General features: G+C 64.0%; 20 protein-coding genes. 8 read left to right on the top strand and 12 right to left on the bottom strand.

The window, feature by feature from the left end; translation table 11 throughout:
* The 4 genes from argE to cysD form a co-directional block, all read right to left on the bottom strand.
* Positions 1 to 1,155 carry an acetylornithine deacetylase gene (gene argE, locus BMI86_RS14310; protein WP_078541992.1) on the bottom strand — a complete coding sequence of 385 codons (1,155 nt, stop codon included), beginning with the start codon at positions 1,153 to 1,155 and terminating at the stop codon, positions 1 to 3.
* Between the two features lie 4 nt (positions 1,156 to 1,159).
* The gene (locus BMI86_RS14305) at positions 1,160 to 2,344 is read right to left on the bottom strand and encodes a M24 family metallopeptidase (RefSeq protein ID WP_078541991.1); all 1,185 of its coding nucleotides are present in this window, start codon (positions 2,342 to 2,344) and stop codon (positions 1,160 to 1,162) included.
* Between the two features lie 134 nt (positions 2,345 to 2,478).
* Positions 2,479 to 4,386 (bottom strand): sulfate adenylyltransferase subunit CysN, encoded by a 1,908-nt coding sequence (gene cysN / locus BMI86_RS14300; RefSeq protein ID WP_078541990.1) that lies wholly within the window; start codon positions 4,384 to 4,386, stop codon positions 2,479 to 2,481.
* Positions 4,387 to 4,444: 58 nt separating this feature from the next.
* Complete coding sequence (cysD, locus tag BMI86_RS14295) at positions 4,445 to 5,380, bottom strand: sulfate adenylyltransferase subunit CysD (RefSeq protein ID WP_256365665.1); 936 nt, start codon at positions 5,378 to 5,380, stop codon at positions 4,445 to 4,447.
* Between the two features lie 56 nt (positions 5,381 to 5,436).
* Between cysD and BMI86_RS14290 the strand changes: the two genes are divergently transcribed.
* Complete coding sequence (locus tag BMI86_RS14290) at positions 5,437 to 6,441, top strand: hypothetical protein (protein ID WP_078520415.1); 1,005 nt, start codon at positions 5,437 to 5,439, stop codon at positions 6,439 to 6,441.
* Here the strand turns inward: BMI86_RS14290 and BMI86_RS14285 are convergent.
* From BMI86_RS14285 to hemN, 5 genes are all read right to left on the bottom strand, one after another.
* Positions 6,438 to 7,187 carry a sulfite exporter TauE/SafE family protein gene (locus BMI86_RS14285; protein WP_078541989.1) on the bottom strand — a complete coding sequence of 250 codons (750 nt, stop codon included), beginning with the start codon at positions 7,185 to 7,187 and terminating at the stop codon, positions 6,438 to 6,440. The two genes, BMI86_RS14290 and BMI86_RS14285, sit on opposite strands and share 4 nt — an antisense overlap.
* A 12-nt stretch (positions 7,188 to 7,199) precedes the next feature.
* Positions 7,200 to 8,192: an MDR family oxidoreductase gene (locus BMI86_RS14280; protein ID WP_078541988.1), complete on the bottom strand. Its 993-nt coding sequence runs from the start codon at positions 8,190 to 8,192 to the stop codon at positions 7,200 to 7,202.
* A gap of 11 nt (positions 8,193 to 8,203) precedes the next feature.
* On the bottom strand, positions 8,204 to 8,833 hold the full coding sequence (locus tag BMI86_RS14275; protein WP_078541987.1) for a TetR/AcrR family transcriptional regulator: 630 nt from the start codon (positions 8,831 to 8,833) through the stop codon (positions 8,204 to 8,206).
* Positions 8,834 to 8,864: 31 nt separating this feature from the next.
* A complete protein-coding gene (locus BMI86_RS14270) occupies positions 8,865 to 9,035 on the bottom strand; it encodes a DUF2256 domain-containing protein (RefSeq protein WP_078541986.1) in 171 nt (56 codons plus the stop codon).
* A 96-nt stretch (positions 9,036 to 9,131) separates the two neighbouring features.
* On the bottom strand, positions 9,132 to 10,487 hold the full coding sequence (hemN, locus tag BMI86_RS14265) for an oxygen-independent coproporphyrinogen III oxidase (protein WP_078541985.1): 1,356 nt from the start codon (positions 10,485 to 10,487) through the stop codon (positions 9,132 to 9,134).
* 60 nt (positions 10,488 to 10,547) lie between these two features.
* Here hemN and BMI86_RS14260 point away from each other — a divergent pair, with 60 nt between their 5' ends.
* Positions 10,548 to 11,294: a transcriptional regulator FnrL gene (locus tag BMI86_RS14260; RefSeq protein WP_078541984.1), complete on the top strand. Its 747-nt coding sequence runs from the start codon at positions 10,548 to 10,550 to the stop codon at positions 11,292 to 11,294.
* Positions 11,295 to 11,306: 12 nt separating this feature from the next.
* On the opposite strand, the gene BMI86_RS14255 is transcribed toward BMI86_RS14260, so the two are convergent.
* Positions 11,307 to 11,717 carry a hypothetical protein gene (locus BMI86_RS14255; protein ID WP_078541983.1) on the bottom strand — a complete coding sequence of 137 codons (411 nt, stop codon included), beginning with the start codon at positions 11,715 to 11,717 and terminating at the stop codon, positions 11,307 to 11,309.
* Positions 11,718 to 11,941: 224 nt separating this feature from the next.
* Between BMI86_RS14255 and BMI86_RS14250 the strand changes: the two genes are divergently transcribed.
* Positions 11,942 to 12,247 carry a hypothetical protein gene (locus BMI86_RS14250; RefSeq protein WP_168173861.1) on the top strand — a complete coding sequence of 102 codons (306 nt, stop codon included), beginning with the start codon at positions 11,942 to 11,944 and terminating at the stop codon, positions 12,245 to 12,247.
* Positions 12,248 to 12,295: 48 nt separating this feature from the next.
* Here the strand turns inward: BMI86_RS14250 and BMI86_RS14245 are convergent, their stop codons facing one another.
* Complete coding sequence (locus BMI86_RS14245) at positions 12,296 to 13,135, bottom strand: universal stress protein (protein ID WP_078541981.1); 840 nt, start codon at positions 13,133 to 13,135, stop codon at positions 12,296 to 12,298.
* 263 nt (positions 13,136 to 13,398) lie between these two features.
* On the opposite strand from BMI86_RS14245, the gene ccoN reads away from it, so the two are divergent.
* Genes ccoN through ccoP form a run of 4 tightly spaced genes read left to right on the top strand, consistent with a single transcriptional unit; the run spans position 13,399 to position 16,874 of the window.
* A complete protein-coding gene (gene ccoN, locus BMI86_RS14240) occupies positions 13,399 to 15,003 on the top strand; it encodes a cytochrome-c oxidase, cbb3-type subunit I (RefSeq protein ID WP_078520406.1) in 1,605 nt (534 codons plus the stop codon).
* A 12-nt stretch (positions 15,004 to 15,015) separates the two neighbouring features.
* Positions 15,016 to 15,744 (top strand): cytochrome-c oxidase, cbb3-type subunit II, encoded by a 729-nt coding sequence (gene ccoO, locus BMI86_RS14235; protein WP_078520405.1) that lies wholly within the window; start codon positions 15,016 to 15,018, stop codon positions 15,742 to 15,744.
* A gap of 13 nt (positions 15,745 to 15,757) precedes the next feature.
* Positions 15,758 to 15,958, top strand: coding sequence for a cbb3-type cytochrome c oxidase subunit 3 (locus BMI86_RS14230; RefSeq protein ID WP_078541980.1), 201 nt, complete (start codon positions 15,758 to 15,760; stop codon positions 15,956 to 15,958).
* A gap of 31 nt (positions 15,959 to 15,989) precedes the next feature.
* On the top strand, positions 15,990 to 16,874 hold the full coding sequence (ccoP, locus tag BMI86_RS14225; RefSeq protein WP_078541979.1) for a cytochrome-c oxidase, cbb3-type subunit III: 885 nt from the start codon (positions 15,990 to 15,992) through the stop codon (positions 16,872 to 16,874).
* Between the two features lie 294 nt (positions 16,875 to 17,168).
* Here ccoP and BMI86_RS21280 read toward each other — a convergent pair whose 3' ends face one another.
* Positions 17,169 to 17,333, bottom strand: a complete 165-nt coding sequence (locus BMI86_RS21280; RefSeq protein WP_168173860.1) for a hypothetical protein — start codon at positions 17,331 to 17,333, stop codon at positions 17,169 to 17,171.
* 100 nt (positions 17,334 to 17,433) lie between these two features.
* On the opposite strand from BMI86_RS21280, the gene BMI86_RS14220 reads away from it, so the two are divergent.
* The gene (locus BMI86_RS14220; RefSeq protein WP_078541978.1) at positions 17,434 to 18,318 is read left to right on the top strand and encodes a LysR family transcriptional regulator; all 885 of its coding nucleotides are present in this window, start codon (positions 17,434 to 17,436) and stop codon (positions 18,316 to 18,318) included.
* The last annotated feature ends 94 nt before the right edge of the window (positions 18,319 to 18,412 follow it).

The raw sequence follows: 18,412 nt of genomic DNA, 5'->3' as shown, positions 1-18,412 counted from the left end.
TCAGGTTCGGGCGCTGGCGAGCCTTCCCAGCATCGTCAGCGCCTGATCCATCTGCTCGAGCGAGACGAACTCGTCGGCTTTGTGGGCCTGCTCGATCGAACCCGGCCCACAGATCACCGCATCCATCCCGAGCGACTGGAACAGCCCGGCCTCGGTGTTGAAGGCGACGCAGCCTGCGTGGTTCTGGCCGGTCAGCGCGAAGACCAGATCACGCGCGGCATTGTCGTCCATCGGCTCGAGCCCGACGACCTCGCCGATGGTCTCGGTAGCGATCCCGGCCTCGGGCGCGATCGCGCGCATCTCTGGCAGCAGCGTGTCTTCGACGTAGCTCGCGATCTCGCCTTTGACGAACTCCATGTCGGCGGCGTTGATCGGGCGCATCTCCCAGGCGAGCTCGGCACGCGGCGCGATCACGTTATGCGAGGTGCCGCCTTTCAGCGCGCCCACGTTGAGCGTCGTCTGCGGCGGGTCGAAGCGCGAACCTTCGGGGCAGCGTTTGACAAGTTCGGCGCGCAGCTCGAACAGGCGATTGATGTAGCGCACCGCGTATTCGACCGCGTTCACGCCTTTTTCGGGGGCGGAGCTGTGGCCCGGCAGCCCCTCGAAGCGCACGGTATATTCGCAGCAGCCCTTGTTGCCGTCGAAGACCTGCATCGAGGTCGGCTCGCCGATGATGCAAAGCCCGGGTTTGACCGGGCGTTTCGCGAGCAGCTTCACCAGTTCCTGCGCGCCGAGACAGCCGACCTCCTCGTCATGGGTGAAGGCGAAATGGATCGGGCGGGTTTTCGCGGCCTCGGCCAAGAGGTCGAGCGAGCCGAGGCAGGCCGCGATGAACCCTTTCATGTCGCAGGCGCCGCGCCCGTAGAGCTTGCCGTCACGCTCGGTCATGGTGAAGGGATCGCTGGTCCAGTCCTGATCGGTGACCGGCACCACGTCGGAATGGCCCGACAGCACCAGCCCGCCGTCGCGTGGCGCGCCCAGTGTGGCGAAGAGGTTCGCTTTGTGGCCGCTCTCATCGACCATCACTTCCACCGCCGCGCCGACGGTTTCCAGCCGGTCCGCGATATAGTGGATGATCGGCAGGTTGCTGTCGGTCGAAATCGTCGGGTAGGCGATCAGGTCCGAGAGGATCGCGCGGGTGGTGTCGATGCGCATAGGTTCAGTCCTTGATGAACAGTTTGCGCTCGACGTTGCACAGGGGCATGGCGGGGCCGTCCTCGGTGATCACGATGGTCTCCGTCGTCTCCATTCCCCAATGGTCCATCCAGAGGCCGGGCATGAAGTGGAAGGTCATACCGGGTTCAAGGATCGTCTCGTCGGTGTCGCGGATCGAGACGGTGTGCTCGCCCCAATCCGGCGGGTAGGAGCAGCCCACCGCATAGCCCGCACGGTTGGGGCGTTCGATGCCGACCTTGGCAAGCTCGACATTCAGCGCCCGGGCGATGTCGCAGGCGCGGTTGCCGGCGCGGGCGACCTCGATCCCGGCGTTCAGCCCCTCGGTCAGCGCCTCGGAGGCGTCGATCATGTGTTGCGGCGGTTTGCCGAGGAAGACCGTTCGGCAGAGCGGCGCGTGATAGCGGCGGTAGCAGCCGGATTGTTCGACGAAGGTCGCCTCGCCCGCCTTCAGCGCCTCGCCGTTCCATGTCAGATGCGGCGCGGAGGCGTCGGGGCCCGAGGGCAGCATCGGCACGATGGCCGGGTAGTCGCCCCAGCTGTCTTCCTCGCCCTGCACGGCGGTGCGATAGAGCTCGCCCACCAGATCGTGCTTGCGCAGCCCCGGCTCTGCCAGCTCCATCGCGCGTTCGATCACCAGTTCGGAAATCCGCGCGGCGCGGCGCATGAAGCGAAGCTCCTCGTCGGATTTGATCAGGCGCTGCCAGTTCACCAACACCGACGCGTCGAGCAGCGTGGCCTCGGGCAGCCCTTCATAAAGCACCGCATGGGCCTTCGCGGTGTAGAAATAGGTCTCCATCTCGACACCGATCCGGGCCTTGCCGTAGCCCATGATCCGCAGGTGCGAGGCAAGGTCTTCCATCGGGTGCATGATGTCGGATTGCACCATCGCGTCGTTGTAATGGAGGATGTTCTCCTCCTCCATCCAGACGGTGCGGCGCGCGCCGTTGGCATCCATGAAGCGGCCCCACCAATAGGGCGCGCCTTCCATCGGCAGGATCACCCCCTGATGGGTGTAGAAAGACCAGCCGTCATAGCCCGTCAGCCAGAACTGGTTCGAGGGGTTTGTGATGAAGAGAATGTCGATCTCGCGTTGCGCCATCGCCGCACGCACGAGCGCGATCCGGCGGGAATATTCGAGTTCGCTGAAGTGCACGTTTTCGATCGGCATTCGGGCTTCTTTCTGCTGGCGTTATTTCGGGCAGGTTGGGGCGCGCCCCCGAGCGAGGTCAAGGCCAAAACGAAAACGTGCGGCCCCCGGGAGGGCCGCACGTTCGCGTGACTTGGGGCAGCGGATGTAACCGCTTACGGAATGAGCCGCTCGATGATCAGATCGGCCGCTTCCTCGGGGCTGATCGCGGTGGTGTCGATCCGCATCTCGGCATTCTCGGGCGCCTCATAGGGCGAGTCGATGCCGGTGAAGTTTTTCAGCTGACCGGCGCGTGCCTTGGCATAAAGCCCTTTCACGTCGCGGGCCTCGGCCACTTCCAGCGGCGTGTCCACGAAGACTTCGAGGAATTCGCCCGGCTGCATCATCGCGCGGACCATGTCGCGCTCGGAGCGGAAGGGCGAGATGAAGGCCGTGACCACGATCAGGCCCGCATCGGTCATCAGCTTCGCGACCTCGCCGACGCGGCGGATGTTCTCCACGCGGTCGGCCTCGGTGAAGCCCAGATCCTTGTTCAGGCCATGGCGGACGTTGTCGCCGTCGAGCAGGAAGGTATGGCGGTTCATCCGCGCCAGCTTCTTCTCGACGATATTGGCGATCGTGGATTTGCCCGAGCCCGAGAGGCCCGTGAGCCAGACCACGGCGGGTTTCTGGTGCTTCATGTTGGCATGATGCTCGCGCCCGATATCGGTCGCCTGCCAGTGGATGTTCTGAGCCCGGCGCAGCGCGAAATTGATCATCCCCGCAGCCGCCGTCTGGTTGGTCATCTTGTCGATCAGGATGAACCCGCCCAGATCACGGTTCTCGCCATAGGGCGCGAAGGGGATCTCGCGGTCGGTGGTGATGTTGGCCACGCCGATCGCGTTCAGGTCCAGCGTCTTCGTCGCCAGATGCTCCTGCGTGTTGACGTTCACCTCGTATTTCGGCTCGTGGACGGTCGCCGAAACGGTCTGCGTGCCGATTTTCAGCCAATAAGCGCGGCCCGGCACCAATTCGGTCTCGTCCATCCAGACGAGCGTGGATTCGAACTGATCGGCGACTTCCAGCGGCTCTTTCGCGGCGACGATGACCTGACCGCGCGAACAGTCGATCTCGTCAGTGAGCGTGATCGTCGTGGATTCGCCTGCCACCGCCATGTCGCGGTCGCCCTCCAAGCTGACGATCCGCGCGACTTTCGAGGTCTTGCCCGAGGGCAGCACGCGCACCTCGTCGCCCGGTTTCACGGTGCCCGAGGCCACCAGCCCCGAGAAGCCGCGGAAATCGAGGTTCGGACGGTTCACCCATTGCACGGGCATCCGGAAGGGGCGCTCCTGATCGGAGGTCACGTCCACTTCGACCGCTTCGAGATAGGGCAGCAGCGAGGGGCCCTTGTACCAAGGCGTGTTCTCGCTCGGGCCGGTGATGTTGTCGCCCTTGAAGCCCGAGATCGGGATCGGGGTGAAGCCTTCGATGCCGATGCTGTCGGCGAAGGTTTTGTAATCGGCCACGATCTCGTCGAAGGTCGCCTGATCGTAATCGACGAGGTCCATCTTGTTGACGGCCAGCACGATATGGCGGATGCCAAGCTGGTGGACGAGATAGGAGTGGCGCCGCGTCTGGGTCAGTACGCCCTTGCGCGCGTCGATCAGGATCACGGCCAGATCGGCGGTAGAGGCGCCGGTGACCATGTTGCGGGTATATTGCTCGTGGCCGGGCGTGTCGGCGACGATGAACTTGCGCTTCTCGGTCGCGAAGAAGCGGTAGGCCACGTCGATGGTGATGCCCTGCTCGCGCTCGGCGGCGAGGCCGTCGACCAGCAGCGCGAAGTCGATCTCCTGGCCTTGGGTGCCGACGCGCTTGGAATCCGCCTCCAGTGCGGCCAGCTGATCCTCGAAGATCATCTTGCTGTCATAGAGTAGCCGCCCGATCAGCGTCGATTTCCCGTCATCGACCGAGCCGCAGGTGATGAAGCGCAGCATGGTCTTGTGTTGATGCGCCTCGAGATAGGCGTCGATATCCTGCGCAATCAGCGCGTCGGTCTTGTAGATCGGATCATTGGTCGTCATGTCGGCTCACCTGATAGGGTGGAAATGAATGCGCGCGTGCGGCTCGGGAGAGGAAGGCTCAGAAGTAGCCTTCCTGCTTTTTCTTCTCCATCGAGGCGCTCTGATCGTGGTCGATCGCGCGGCCCTGACGCTCGGAGGTGGTGGTCAGCAGCATTTCCTGAATGACTTCCGGAAGGGTCTGTGCCTCGCTCTCGACGGCGCCGGTCAGCGGGTAGCAGCCCAGCGTGCGGAAGCGCACCGAGCGCATCTTCGGCTCCTCGCCGTCACGTAGCGGGAAGCGGTCGTCATCGACCATCAGGATCAGCCCGTCGCGTTCCACCGTCGGGCGCGGGGCCGAGAAATAGAGGGGGACGATCTCGATCCCTTCGAGGTGGATGTATTGCCAGATGTCTAGCTCGGTCCAGTTCGAGATCGGGAAGACGCGAACGCTCTCGCCCTTGGCCTTCTTGGCGTTGTAGAGGCGCCAAAGCTCGGGGCGCTGGTTTTTCGGATCCCAGCGGTGATTGGCCGAGCGGAACGAGAAGACACGCTCTTTCGCGCGGGATTTCTCCTCGTCGCGGCGTGCGCCGCCGAAGGCCACGTCGAAGCCGTGCTTGTCCAGCGCCTGTTTCAGACCTTCCGTTTTCCACATGTCGGTATGCAGCGAGCCGTGATCGAACGGGTTGATCCCCTTGGCCTTCGCCTCGGGGTTCTGGTGCACGATCAGTTCCATCCCCGCATCCTTCGCGGCCTTGTCGCGCAGATTGTACATCGCCTGGAATTTCCACGTCGTGTCGACATGCATCAGCGGGAAGGGCGGCGGCGACGGGTAGAAGGCCTTTTTCGCGAGATGCAGCATCACCGCGCTGTCTTTGCCGACGGAATAGAGCATGACCGGATTATCGGCTTCGGCCACGACTTCGCGCAGGATGTGAATGCTCTCGGCTTCGAGCCGCTGCAGGTGAGTCAGGGTCTTGTTCATGAGGGAGGTCTCTGTCTGAACGCGGTTTTCCAAGATATAGGCGTCGGGTTTTGCTGGATAACCCCCCAAATGGGGGGTAAATACGGCTTATGTTGGGTCAGTCCGAAAACACACTGTTGATCAACGCGCTCTTCGCGGCGGCGAGTGAGGCGGGGAAAGCTGGCTGGGTGCGCTTTCTCGAGCGGCTATGTGAGGCTGCCCATGCCGAGGGCGCGGCGGTGCAGATTCTCGCGAACGAGGGGGAGGGCGCGGGCTGGCAGGTTGGCAGGATTGCTTTGCCCGATGCCGCGCGCCTGCACCCGATGCGTCTGGACCGCGTCTATTCGCAGATCGATCTGCCGGGCGATATCGAGTGGCCCGGGCCGCTCCGCGCGCTGAAAGTTGCGGCGGGGGCGGCGGGACAGGCTGTGTTGATGATCGCGCGTCCGCATCGGGATTTCCGCGCGGCCGAGGCGCTGGCGCTCTCGACGCTTGCGCCGCATCTGGGGCAGGCAATGATGATCCGCGAGGCGCTCGGTGGCGAGCGGGCCCGTGCTGCGCGTGATACTGAGGCTGCCGAAGCGCTCGGCGCTGGCTGGGTGGTGCTGACGCCTGCGGGCACGGTGCTCGCATTCGACCCGCGCGTGGCGGCGGAGTTCGATGCGCAAGGCTGGTTGCGGCTGCGCATGGGCGCACGCCCGGAATTCGCCGATCCCGACGCCGCGCTGCGCTTTCGTCAGAACCTTGCTGCACTTGGAGAGGGGCGGGAGGTCGTCCGGCCGATTCCACTGGGACCTGAGGGCCGGGGTGTTCTCTGTCTTGCGCCGGGACAATGGCGGGGCAGTCCCGCACTGATCGGTCATCTGCGCGACATGCCGCGGGCCGAAGCTTTGCCAGTCGCGCGGATCGCGGGCGCGCTCGATCTCAACCGCTCCGAGGCGCGGCTTGCGGCGCTTCTGTGCGACGGGGCGAGCCTGCGCGACGCGGCCGAGCGGCTGGGCTGGACGCTGGAGACCGCGCGCTCGACCTCGAAGCAGATCTACGCCCGCGCGGGTGTCAGCGGCCAGACGGGGCTGTTGCGCAAGATGTTCGGCTCGGCGCTCTGGCTGGGTTAGCCGCGTGCAAAGAAGACCGCCGCCATCACCAGCCCGACCGCGATGATGAAGCCGCGCAGCAGCGCCATGTTGGTGATCCGCTTCGACAGATGCGCGCCGAGATAGCCGCCGATGGCGCTCGCGATGCCCAGCACCAGCACCGCCTGCCAGTCGATCAGCCCGGCCACCGCATAGGTCACGACCGACACCAGCGACAGCACCGCCGAGACGAGGTTCTTCAACCCGTTCATCGCGTGCAGATCGGTGAAGCCGATCAGGCCGAGCGCGGCGAGCAGTATGATCCCGAGGCCGCCGTTGAAATAGCCGCCGTAAATCGTCACGGCCATCAGCAGAGCGAACGCCGAAACCGCGCCCATCGTGTGGCCCGAGCGTTGCAGCGCCTTCAGCAGCAACGGCCCGAAAGCGAAGGCCGCCGTCGCCAGCAGCAACAGCCACGGCACCACGCCTGCGAACAGCTTCTCAGGGGTGATCAGCAGCAGCAGCGCGCCGAGAAAACCGCCGGCGACGGCCGCGATCAGGATCGTGCGCAGCGCCATCGGCCCCTTATGGCGCAGCTCGTGGCGGAAGGCCCATGCGCTCGACAGATAGCCGGGCAGGGCCGCCAGCGTCGCGGTCGCATTCGCGGTGATCGGCGGCACGCCGGTCCAGACAAGCGCGGGGAAGGACAGGAACGTCCCGCCGCCCGCGACCGCATTCAAAGCGCCCGCCGCGAGGCCGGCGAGCGCGAGGATCAGAAAAGACAGCATTATCTACCGTAATCAGCCGAGGTCAGGTGCGACCGGAACGACGATCCGCCCGCGCACCTTTCCATCGAGGAATTTCGGCGCGGTTGCAATCACGTCTTCCAGTGCGACTTCGGTCTCCATCGCGGCGAGCTTGTCCATGTCGAGATCGGCGGCCAGGCGACGCCATGCCTCGACGCGGTCCGCAACCGGGCACATCACGCTGTCGACGCCTGCGAGCGTCACGCCGCGCAGGATGAAGGGGGCCACGGATGTCGGCAGGTTCATCGAGCCCGCCAGACCGCAGGCCGCAACGGTGCCGCGATAGGTCATCATCGACAGGACATTGGCGAGGACTTCGCCGCCGACCACATCGACAGCCCCGGCCCAGCGTTCCTTGTTCAGCGGGCGCGGCTTGCCCGAGACATCCTCGCGCGGAACGATCGAGGAAGCGCCGAGGCCCTTGAGGTAGTCTTCCTCTTCGGGGCGTCCGGTGACGGCCGCGACGGTATAGCCCAGCTTGCCCAGAAGCGCGGTCGCCACGCTGCCCACGCCGCCGGTCGCGCCGGTCACGACGACCTCGCCGCTCTCGGGCGTCACGCGATGCGCCTCGAGCGCCATTACGCAAAGCATCGCCGTGTAGCCCGCGGTGCCGATCGCCATCGCCTGACGCAAGGAGATTCCGTCGGGCAGTTTCACCAACCAGTCGCCTTTCAGATGGGCGCGCTCGGCCAGCCCGCCCCAGTGTTTCTCGCCCACGCCCCAGCCGTTGAGCACGACCCGGTCGCCCTTGGCGAAATCGGGATGCTTGCTGTTGGCGACGATGCCCGAGCAGTCGATGCCGGGCACCATCGGGAAGCTGCGCACCACGGGGCCCGCGCCGGTGATCGCCAGTGCATCCTTGTAGTTCATCGTCGAGTAGGCGACGTCGACGGCCACTTGGCCCTCGGCCAGATCGGGCAGGTCGATTTCCTTGAGCGCGGCGCTCTGGGTCTCTTCGGGTTTCTCGATCAGAATGGCTTTGACCATGGGGTATCCTTTCAGCTTCGGGCGAGCCGCAGGAAGCCGTCGGTAAAACGGCGCAGCAGCTCGGGGTTGCGTTGAAGTTTGGTGCGCAGGACCGCGCCTTCCCAGCCGGTCCAGAACAGTTCTGCGAGGGCGTCGGGGTCATGATCGGGGCCGATCTCGCCTGCCGCTTGCGCGTCACGTAGGCAAGTCGCGGTGAGGCTTTGCCAGCGCTCGAAGACCGCGATTAGGCGGGTGCGGAACGCCTCGGGCAGGCTGCCCATCTCCTGACCGAGATTGCCGATCAGGCAGCCACGGCGAAAATCGAACCGCGCCATGCCCGCCTCGGCCTCTTCGGTGAAGGCGGTGAGCCGGGCGAGGGGGGTAAGGTCCGTGCGGTCGAAAGCGCGGCGGAGCTTGTCTTCGAAATAGCTGCCATAGGCGTCGATCAGGGCCGCGCCGAAGGCCGCTTTCGTCGGGAAGTAATGGTAGAAACTGCCCTTGGTGACACCGGCGGCGGCGGTGATCTCGTCGAGGGCGACGCTCGCGTAGCCGCGCTCGGTCAGTTGCGCCAACCCCGCCTGGATCAGCGCCTTTCGGGCGTCCTGATCTTCCGGTTTGCGGCGCGGGCGGCCACGGCGCGATGGGGCTGGCGTAGCGGTCATGCGGAATTAATATACTATGTGGTATGATAAATCAATCGCCGCGATTTCGCCTCGGCGGTTCGGTCTTTGCTGATCTCCGGCAGCGTTCCGAGCAGAAGCGCACGCTCTCCCAATCCCGGGCCCATTTCTTGCGCCACGCGAAGGGGCGGCCACAGCTGGCACAGAGCTTCGTCGGCAGATCGGATTTGCGGCGCATCTTCATGCAGGGCGATACGCGGCCGGGGCGTCGCCGGATGACCCCGCGCAAAAGAAAAGGGGCCGCGCGCGGCGACCCCTCTCCCGTCCCTCTTCCCTTCGATCAGATCGCCGAGCTGTGCCCGGCTTTCGACAGATCATAGGCATCGAAATGGCGCGCGATCATCCGGGTCAAAGGGCGTGCCTTGACCGGAATGCGCAGCCCCTCCGCGCTCACCTGAACCATGTCGCCGAAATGCTCGGCGCAGGTGGCGAACAGCGCGGACAGCTCTTCCGGATCGGCGCCGAAGTCCTGCACCAGTTCCGCTGCGCTCACTTCGAAATCACACATCAGCGCCTCGATCAGCCGCGCGCGCATCTTGTCATCCGCGGTGAAGCGGTGCCCGCGCGAGGTCGAGAACCGATCCGCCCGGATCGCCGCGGTATGGGCTGAGGTGGCGGGTGCGTTCTGCGCGTAGCCCTGCGGGAAGCGCGAGATCGACGAAGCGCCGAGCCCGACCAGCGCTTCGGCCTGATCGTCGGTATAGCCTTGGAAATTGCGCCGCAGCTTGCCGGCCCTCTGCGCGATCGAGAGGCCGTCCGTCGGTAGGGCGAAATGGTCGATGCCGATCTCGTCATAGCCGTCGGCCACGAACAATTCGCGCGCCACTTCGAACAGCTTCAGGCGTTCCTGCGGGGTGGGCAGGTGATCCGACGGGATCATGGTCTGGCGTCGCGCCATCCACGGCACATGCGCGTAGCCGTAAAGCGCCACCCGGTCGGGGCCGAGAGACAGCAGCTTCTGCACCGAGTCCGCGATCTTCGTCGGCGTCTGGTGCGGCAGCCCGTAGAGAATATCTGCGTTGAGGCTCGCGACATCGCGTTCGCGAATCATGTCGACCGCGGCCTTGGTGATCTCGTAGCTCTGATCGCGCCCGATAACGCCTTGGATTTGCGGGTCGAAATCCTGCACCCCGATCGAGGCGCGGTTCATTCCGGATTCCACCAGCGCGTCGATGCGCTCGGCGTCGATCTCATTCGGGTCGATCTCGACCGAGAATTCTGCGCCTTCGCCCATCGGCACCGCGTCGAACACCGCATCGGCGAGGCGACGCATCATGTCTCCGGGCATCAGCGTCGGCGTGCCGCCGCCCCAATGCAGCCGCGACAGAGTGACGCCGGGCGCCAAGCGTTCCTTGAATAGACGCAGTTCGGCCAGCAGCGTCTCGGCATAGGCGCGCACCGGTTCTTCGCTCTGCGTGCCTTGCGTTCGGCAGGCGCAGAACCAGCACAGCCGGCGACAAAACGGCACGTGCATATAAAGGGAGATCGACGCACCTTCGGGGATCGCTTCGATCCAGTGCGCGAATTCCATTGGCCCGACATCGCCCGCGAAATGGGGGGCGGTGGGGTAGCTTGTGTAGCGGGGCACCCGTGCGTCGAAGAGCCCGAGCCGGGTCAGTTGCGATTCCTGTTCCATAGGCGTATCTTTAGATGTAAGACGCGCAACAGAATTTGACCCAGATCAAGCAATATCCACATGGCACATGATGACGTTCAGCCTGCTTCGCTCGCCTGCGGAGACTGCCCGATCCAACATCGCGCCGTGTGCGCACGATGCGATGCAGACGAGCTCGAACAGCTTGAGAAGATCAAATATTACCGGAGTTTCGAGGCAGGCCAGACGATTATCTGGGCCGGCGACCAGATGGATTTCGTGGCCTCGGTCGTCTCGGGTATCGCGACCCTGACGCAGACTCTCGAGGACGGGCGCACGCAGATGGTTGGCCTTTTGCTGCCCTCGGATTTCGTGGGCCGTCCCGGGCGCAACCGCGCCGCCTATAACGTGACCGCGACCACCGACATTCTGATGTGCTGCTTCCGCCGCAAGCCCTTCGAGGAGATGATGGAGCGCACGCCCCATATCGCGCAGCGCCTGTTGCAGATGACGCTCGACGAACTGGACGCGGCGCGCGAATGGATGCTGCTTCTGGGCCGCAAGACCGCGCGCGAGAAGATCGCCTCGCTGCTGTCGATCGTGGCGCGGCGCGATGCGTCGATCAACATGAGCCCCAGCGCCCGGCAGATGGTGTTCGATCTGCCGCTGACGCGCGAGGCGATGGCCGATTACCTCGGGCTGACGCTCGAGACGGTGAGCCGCCAGATGTCCGCGCTGAAACGCGACGGGGTAATCGAGCTGCAGGGCAAGCGCCATGTCACCGTGCCGGATATGGATCGGCTGCTGCTGGAAGCAGGTGATGACAGCGACGGCGGTTTCCTCATCTGAGCATCCGTCCGCTCAGGGGGACACGCACTGACGATATGTAAGGGGCTTCATCGAGTCCCGCGTGATATCCTGACGCGAGAGGTAGATGCCCGTGCTCGACAGGGTCAGCACGATGTCGCGCTGCCATTTCTGCCCTTCGCCGGTGAATTTCCACGTTGCCCGCACCACGCGGTCGGTCGCGCTGTCGATCTCAGTGAGCTTGGCCTGCGACTCGTAGAATTGCAGGCTGTCCGGCTTCACCACCATCAGCCCCTTGTTGTCATCGCGTGAGCTGTCGCAATCGGCCTTCGTCAGCCCCCAGCGCCCGACCATGCCCTCCGGCAGCGTCTTGGGCATCGCCCCGTCTTGTTTCGGCGTCATCTCCTGACAGGCGGCGAGCAGGGCGAGGCTAGCGAGAAGGGCGGGCAGGATATGGCGGGTCATTGGGGGCTCCGGTCTTTATTTAACCAGCCAACCCGTCAGCGCGACCGGAGTTCCGCGCAGGGCAGGGATGTCGCGACAAGGTCGCGAATTCGTGCGGGTTCTGCCCCGGTTTCGGCACTGTCGTTAGGTAAACAAGGGGTGGCAGCATCGAGGAAGGTCTTATGCGTATCCTGTTTACTTGTTTCTTCCTCGTTGCCGCTCCAGGCCTGAGTGTGGCGCAGCCGTTGTCGCAGAGTATGGCGCAATGCTCGGGCCTGTTTCACGGCGTCGGCACGATGATGTCCGACCCCGCGCGGGCGGAAAAGCTCGACCGGGCCGGGATGATCTGGCGTGGGGCTGCGATCAAGCAGGCCGAAGCCGAAGGGCGCGCAGATGCCGCCAGCTGGGTCGCGGTTCATCAGCGTGAAAGCTTCGACGACTGGCGCGGGCGCGGCAAGATGGCGGCCTTCTCGCAGGACTTCCGCGACTGGGCCAGCTATTGCCGCAAGCTCGGCAAGGCGAAGGGCATAAAGACCGACCTCGGGTCATGAAAACGGCGCCCCGAGAGGCGCCGTCATCCGTTCAGAAAGGTGGCGCGCTCAGTGCGCCATGATCACCGGAACCTCGGCCATCTCGAGCATGTGGCGCGTCGCCCCGCCCAAGATCGCTTCGCGGAAGCGCGAATGGCCGTAAGCCCCCATCACCACCGCATCGGCTTCGCTGTCGCTGACATGACGGTTGAGCACGTCCGACACGCGCGGCATCGTCTTGGCTAGCACCGACACCTCGGCATGCACGCCGTGACGCGCGAGCATCTGGCTGAGTTGGCCGCCGGGGTCAGAGCGCTCGGGCCCATGCGCAGGCGGGTCGATCACGGTGATATCGACCAGATCGGCGGATTTCAGAACGGGCAGGGCGGCGCGGACGGCGCGCATCGATTCATGCGACTGGTTCCACGCGATCACAACGCGCTTCGCGGGCATGTCGCCATTATAGCCGTCGGGCACGATCGCGACCGGCACCTGACCTTCGAAGAGCGCAGCTTCGACCGCAGCCTCAATCTCCGGCCCGCGGCCCTCGCCATAGGGGCGGCCCATCACGACCAGATCGGCGAAGCGGGCGCGTTGTCCGACAACGGTCGGCATCGCGCCAATTTGCGAGACGACCGCATCGACGCCCCAACGAATGTCTTCGGCCTCGAGCCGCGTGCGCACCGCGATCTCGGCATTGCGCGCGTCGTCTTGTGCGCGGTCCATCGTTTCTTGCTGCACGAAAGCGGTCGCGCCCGCGTAGTAATAGCCGGTCTGCGTGCGATCCACACCGAGGCAGAGCACGTCGAGATGGGCGTCGCGCCGCCGGGCGACGGCCACGGCGGTATCGATTTGCGTCGCGGCCGCCTTGGGATCCGTGACGATCGTGAGAAGTGTCTTGTAAGCCATGGGTCCTGTCCTTGCGCCAAAAGCGGATAAGCATGTGAGACCAGAGCCTAACCCGAAGAGATCGGTCGCACTTTGACGCGGATCAAGGGACGTGTTCGTCATATCACATAACTGCGACCGAATGGCGCACTGTGATCGCGAGCATTTGATGCAGATCAAGGCATCGTGCATACCCTCGGACCACAAGGACTCCAGTCAAGCCCAGGAGGATTCTCGGTTTACGAGGGTGCCGCAGGGGCAGACCAGACGAAGGGACGCACAAAATGTGGGATTATATCAAGCTGATCGCGCTTGGCCTTGTGGCGGTTCTGGCCGCCATTGCGGCCGGCTACGCGCGCGATCTTGCCTATCAGGTGAATGCTGTCGAGGTCATGCTGGCCGCGGCCATCGCATTCATCTGGGTGCTTCGCACCATGGGGAGCCGCCAGCCGGTGGCTCAGAACGAATATTTCGACGGCGTGGTTCGCGCCGGGGTGATCGCGACGACCTTCTGGGGTGTCGTGGGCTTCCTGGTCGCCGTCATTATCGCCTTCCAGCTGGCCTATCCGGCGCTCAATTTCGAATGGGCACAGGGCTATCTGAACTTTGGCAAACTGCGCCCGCTGCATACGTCGGCGGTTATTTTCGCTTTCGGTGGCAACGCGCTGATCGCATCGTCGTTCTACGTGGTGCAGCGCACCTCGGCAGCGCGGCTGTTCGGTGGCAACGGCCTCGGCTGGTTCGTGTTCTGGGGCTATAACCTGTTCATCGTGCTCGCTGCGACCGGCTACATCCTCGGCGCAACGCAGTCGAAGGAATATGCCGAGCCGGAATGGTATGTCGACATCTGGCTGACGATCGTCTGGGTCGCTTATCTGCTGGCCTTCCTCGGCACGATCTTCAAGCGCAAGGAACCCCATATCTACGTCGCCAACTGGTTCTACCTGTCCTTCATCGTGACCATCGCGATGCTGCATATCGTGAACAACCTGTCGATCCCGGTCTCGTTCTTCGGTTCGAAGTCGGTTCAGGTCTTCTCGGGCGTGCAGGACGCGATGACGCAATGGTGGTACGGCCACAACGCGGTGGGCTTCTTCCTGACCGCAGGCTTCCTGGGCATGATGTATTACTTCGTGCCGAAGCAGGCTGAACGTCCGGTCTACTCCTACAAGCTGTCGATCGTGCACTTCTGGGCGCTGATCTTCCTGTATATCTGGGCCGGTCCGCACCACCTGCACTACACGGCGCTGCCCGACTGGGCCTCGACGCTGGGCATGACCTTCTCGGTGATCCTGTGGATGCCCTCCTGGGGTGGCATGATCAACGGTCTGATGACGCTCTCGGGCGCATGGGACAAGCTGCGCACCGATCCGATCATCCGCATGATGGTGGTGTCGGTCGGCTTCTACGGCATGTCGACCTTCGAAGGCCCGATGATGTCGATCAAGGCGGTGAACTCGCTGTCGCACTACACCGACTGGACGATCGGTCACGTGCACTCGGGTGCGCTCGGCTGGAACGGCATGATCACCTTCGGCATGCTCTACTTCCTCGTGCCGCGTCTGTGGGCACGTGAAGGGCTCTATTCGCTGAAACTGGTCAGCTGGCACTTCTGGCTCTCCACCATCGGGATCGTGCTCTACGCCGCTTCGATGTGGGTCGCCGGGATCATGCAGGGCCTGATGTGGCGCGAAGTGGACAGCCAGGGCTTCCTCGTGAACGCCTTCGCCGACACCGTGGCCGCCATGCATCCGATGTTCGTGGTCCGTGGTCTGGGCGGTGTGCTCTACCTCACGGGTGGCATCATCATGGCCTACAATCTGTGGATGACCGTCGCTCGTCAGCCGCGCGTGGAATCGCGTTCGGTTGCCGCCGTGCCGGCTGAATAAGGAGAGGAACAGATGGGACTTCTCGACAAGCACAGTGTTCTTGAAAAGAACGCCACGCTCCTGCTGATCTTCGCCTTCCTGGTCGTCACGATCGGCGGCATCGTGGAGATCGCACCGCTCTTCTACCTCGAAAACACCATCGAGGACGTCGAAGGGGTGCGGCCTTACACGCCGCTGGAGCTCACCGGGCGCGATATCTACATCCGCGAGGGCTGCTATGTCTGCCACTCGCAGATGATCCGCCCGATGCGCGACGAAGTGGAGCGTTACGGCCATTACTCGCTGGCAGCGGAGTCGCAATACGACCACCCGTTCCAGTGGGGCTCGAAGCGGACGGGGCCCGACCTCGCCCGCGTCGGCGGCCGCTACTCGGACGCCTGGCATGTGGATCACTTGACCAATCCGCAGTCGGTCGTGCCGGAATCGGTGATGCCGAAATACGGCTTCCTGCTCAATCGCATGGTCGATCCCGCGCATATCGACGAGCGGCTCTCGACCGATGCGATGGTGGGCGTGCCCTACACTTCGGACATGATCGAGAACGCCAAGGCGGACTTTGCCGCTCAGGCCGATCCGATGAGCGACTATGACGGGCTGATGGAGCGTTATCCCAACGCGACGAACGTCCGTAATTTCGACGGTCGCCCGGGCATTTCCGAGATGGACGCACTCGTCGCCTATCTGCAGGTGCTCGGCACCATGGTCGACTTCTCGACCTTCGAACCCGTGGCCAGCCGGTAAGGGGAGCTGATCAATGGACTATCACATCTTCAGGGAATTCGCGGACAGCTGGTTTCTGATCTTCATGTTCGTCTTCTTCCTGGGCGTCGTGGCTTGGGTCTTCCGGCCCGGGTCTCGCAAGACCTACGAAGATACGTCCGAGATCCCGTTCCGGCACGAAGACAAACCCGCCAATGCCTCGGAGGCCGGCGAAAGCCGGTCCTCCAAGGACTGACGGCGCCACGTTGTAAGGAGGCGTGGAGAACATGAGCAAGAGACCAAGCAAGCACAAGCACGAGGTCGAGACCACGGGTCACCAGTGGGACGGCATCGAGGAATACAACAATCCGCTGCCCAAATGGTGGCTGTGGACCTTCTATGCCTGCATCATCTGGGGGATCGGTTACTCGATCGCGATGCCGGCATGGCCGATCTTCAAGTCCGGCGCGACGCCGGGGATCATGGGCTCGTCGACCCGCGCGAATGTGCAGGCCGATATCGACAAGTTCGCCGCGGCGAACAAGCCGATCCAGGAGAAGCTCGTCTCGGTCGATCTCGACCAGATTTCGAGCGATCCCGAGCTGAACAACTACACCCAGAACGCCGGTGCGGCCGTGTTCCGGACCTGGTGCGCGCAGTGCCACGGTGCGGGTGCGGGCGGCAACTCGAACCTAGGCTATCCCAACCTTCTCGACAGCGCATGGCTGTGGGGCGGCACGATGGAGGACATCCATTTCACCGTCACGCACGGCATCCGCAACGAGACGGACCCGGATGGCGAGGCACGTTACTCGGAAATGCCCGCCTTCGGGCGTGACGAGATCCTCGAGCCCGAGCAGATCGACCAAGTCGTGCAATATGTCCGCAAGATTTCGGGCCAGGAGCATGACGAGGCAATGGCCACCGAAGGCGAAACCGTCTTCGTGGACAACTGCGCGGCCTGTCACGGTGAAGACGGTAAGGGCGACGTCATGATGGGCGCGCCGAACCTCACCGATGCCGTCTGGCTCTATGGCGGCGACGTCGACACGCTGACCTACACGGTCAACAACGCCCGCAATGGCGTGATGCCGAACTGGAACGAGCGTCTGTCGGAAGCGGATATCCGCGCCGTGGCGGCCTACGTTCACAGCTTGGGCGGCGGCCAGTAACGGTCGAAAGCACAGAGATCCCGCGGGGCTTTGGTCTGGCGGGTCGCACCGGCACCCCGTCCTGTTCGCGCGTTTCCTGGGGGTGCCGGTGCCCAATTTCAGAGGGCCCCCATTGCGGGGCCCTCTCGTTTGTCGAGGGTTACCTGTCGTCTATCTTGGGGTCATCTTTGGGCAAAACAAGCTCTGCGCTTGTCTTTGCACGCCGATGTGAACGCCGATGCGAGCGGGCCGCCGGTAGGCCGGGGCGCTGATCGAGGCCCGTGGCGATGGTGAAGCTCTGCGCCCAGATCCCGATCATTTCCACATCTCCCGCAAACGTTGGCGCAGCGAGGGACGCGGTGCGCGATGGCGCTTGCGCGAGTCTATCGGGTCCGTCAGGTGCGGCCAGTTGCTTTGCGGCGGATGGAGGTTCATGCGGGCGAACAGCATCAGCGTGTCGGGTGTAACTCTATCTTTCATGTCTGATCTCCTGAAGGCGGGTCAACTCTGGTCAGGATGCGTTATTTGCGCGAAGATGCGACTCAGGAAACTTTCCGCTATGTAAGGTGAAGTTACGGATATGGATTGGCGAACGCTTCCCTCCCTGACCGCGCTGCGGGCCTTTTCGGCGTTTTCCGACTCCGGATCGGTGGCTCAGGCGGGGCGTGCGCTCAACGTGTCGCATGCGGCCGTCAGTCAGCAATTGCGGGGGCTTGAAGAGCGGCTCGGCGTGACGCTCGTCGACCGGTCGGGGCCGCGGCCTACGCTGACGCCCGACGGTCGCCGCCTCGCGCAGGCGCTGCGCGACGGCTTCGGCACGATTGCCGAAGCGGTCGCTTCGCTGAGCGACACCGCCGACTCCCGTCCGCTGCAAATCTCCACCACGCCAAGCTTCGCCTCGGCGTGGCTTCTGCCCCGGCTGCCGGATTTTCGCGAAGCCTATCCCGAGATCGGTCTGACCATCGACCCTTCGGCGACCGTCTCCACGCTTGCGCCGGGCGGGGTCGAGATGGCGCTGCGCTACGGATCGGGGGACTGGCCCGGCCTCGAGTCGCGGCTTCTGGTGCGCTCGCCCATCGTCGTGGTCGCGGCGCCTGCGCTGGTGGGGGCGGGGCGGTATGACTGTCCGGCGGATTTGCGTGGCCTGCCGTGGCTGCAGGAGCTCGGCACCTCCGAGTCGACCGACTGGTTCGCGCGCCATGGCGTCACGCAGGATCAGGCCAGAAGCCTCACCGTGATGCCGGGGAACCTTTTGCTCGAAGCAGCGCGCGGCGGGCAGGGGGTGGCGGTGACCGCCTTGGTCTGGGTCGCAGGCGATATTGCGGCCGGACGGTTGCGGCTTCTGTTTGAAGACAGTGAGGAAAAAGGCTATTACACGGTTACGCGACCGGGCGTGAGGCGACCGGCGCTACGCCAGTTCATGTCTTGGCTCTTCAAGCAAGCGGCGCATGCCGGTGACCAGTAAAAATACCAACCAGTGAAGATTTCCTGTATGGCAAACCTGTCTTTTTGACGCAGGTCAAAGCCTTCACGACTGTGTCATACCAGAAGAGCCTGTG

Origin of the sequence: Thioclava sp. DLFJ5-1, from assembly GCF_002020115.1 — a bacterium.
GTDB lineage: Bacteria > Pseudomonadota > Alphaproteobacteria > Rhodobacterales > Rhodobacteraceae > Thioclava > Thioclava sediminum.
Note: the sequence above shows the minus strand (reverse complement) of the source record. Positions and strands in the feature narration are given on the sequence as shown.

What these genes read in the sequence shown, in the direction of transcription:
- ccoP (WP_078541979.1), top strand. Translation starts at nt 15,990, where the DNA reads ATGAGCAAGAGACCAAGCAAGCACAAGCACGAGGTCGAGACCACGGGT.
- BMI86_RS14305 (WP_078541991.1), bottom strand. Translation starts at nt 2,344, where the DNA reads ATGCCGATCGAAAACGTGCACTTCAGCGAACTCGAATATTCCCGCCGG.
- BMI86_RS14245 (WP_078541981.1), bottom strand. Translation starts at nt 13,135, where the DNA reads ATGGCTTACAAGACACTTCTCACGATCGTCACGGATCCCAAGGCGGCC.
- BMI86_RS14280 (WP_078541988.1), bottom strand. Translation starts at nt 8,192, where the DNA reads ATGGTCAAAGCCATTCTGATCGAGAAACCCGAAGAGACCCAGAGCGCC.
- BMI86_RS14285 (WP_078541989.1), bottom strand. Translation starts at nt 7,187, where the DNA reads ATGCTGTCTTTTCTGATCCTCGCGCTCGCCGGCCTCGCGGCGGGCGCT.
- BMI86_RS21280 (WP_168173860.1), bottom strand. Translation starts at nt 17,333, where the DNA reads ATGAAAGATAGAGTTACACCCGACACGCTGATGCTGTTCGCCCGCATG.
- BMI86_RS14260 (WP_078541984.1), top strand. Translation starts at nt 10,548, where the DNA reads ATGGCACATGATGACGTTCAGCCTGCTTCGCTCGCCTGCGGAGACTGC.
- BMI86_RS14270 (WP_078541986.1), bottom strand. Translation starts at nt 9,035, where the DNA reads ATGAAGATGCGCCGCAAATCCGATCTGCCGACGAAGCTCTGTGCCAGC.
- BMI86_RS14275 (WP_078541987.1), bottom strand. Translation starts at nt 8,833, where the DNA reads ATGACCGCTACGCCAGCCCCATCGCGCCGTGGCCGCCCGCGCCGCAAA.
- ccoO (WP_078520405.1), top strand. Translation starts at nt 15,016, where the DNA reads ATGGGACTTCTCGACAAGCACAGTGTTCTTGAAAAGAACGCCACGCTC.
- BMI86_RS14230 (WP_078541980.1), top strand. Translation starts at nt 15,758, where the DNA reads ATGGACTATCACATCTTCAGGGAATTCGCGGACAGCTGGTTTCTGATC.
- argE (WP_078541992.1), bottom strand. Translation starts at nt 1,155, where the DNA reads ATGCGCATCGACACCACCCGCGCGATCCTCTCGGACCTGATCGCCTAC.
- ccoN (WP_078520406.1), top strand. Translation starts at nt 13,399, where the DNA reads ATGTGGGATTATATCAAGCTGATCGCGCTTGGCCTTGTGGCGGTTCTG.
- cysN (WP_078541990.1), bottom strand. Translation starts at nt 4,386, where the DNA reads ATGACGACCAATGATCCGATCTACAAGACCGACGCGCTGATTGCGCAG.
- BMI86_RS14255 (WP_078541983.1), bottom strand. Translation starts at nt 11,717, where the DNA reads ATGACCCGCCATATCCTGCCCGCCCTTCTCGCTAGCCTCGCCCTGCTC.
- hemN (WP_078541985.1), bottom strand. Translation starts at nt 10,487, where the DNA reads ATGGAACAGGAATCGCAACTGACCCGGCTCGGGCTCTTCGACGCACGG.
- BMI86_RS14290 (WP_078520415.1), top strand. Translation starts at nt 5,437, where the DNA reads ATGTTGGGTCAGTCCGAAAACACACTGTTGATCAACGCGCTCTTCGCG.
- BMI86_RS14220 (WP_078541978.1), top strand. Translation starts at nt 17,434, where the DNA reads ATGGATTGGCGAACGCTTCCCTCCCTGACCGCGCTGCGGGCCTTTTCG.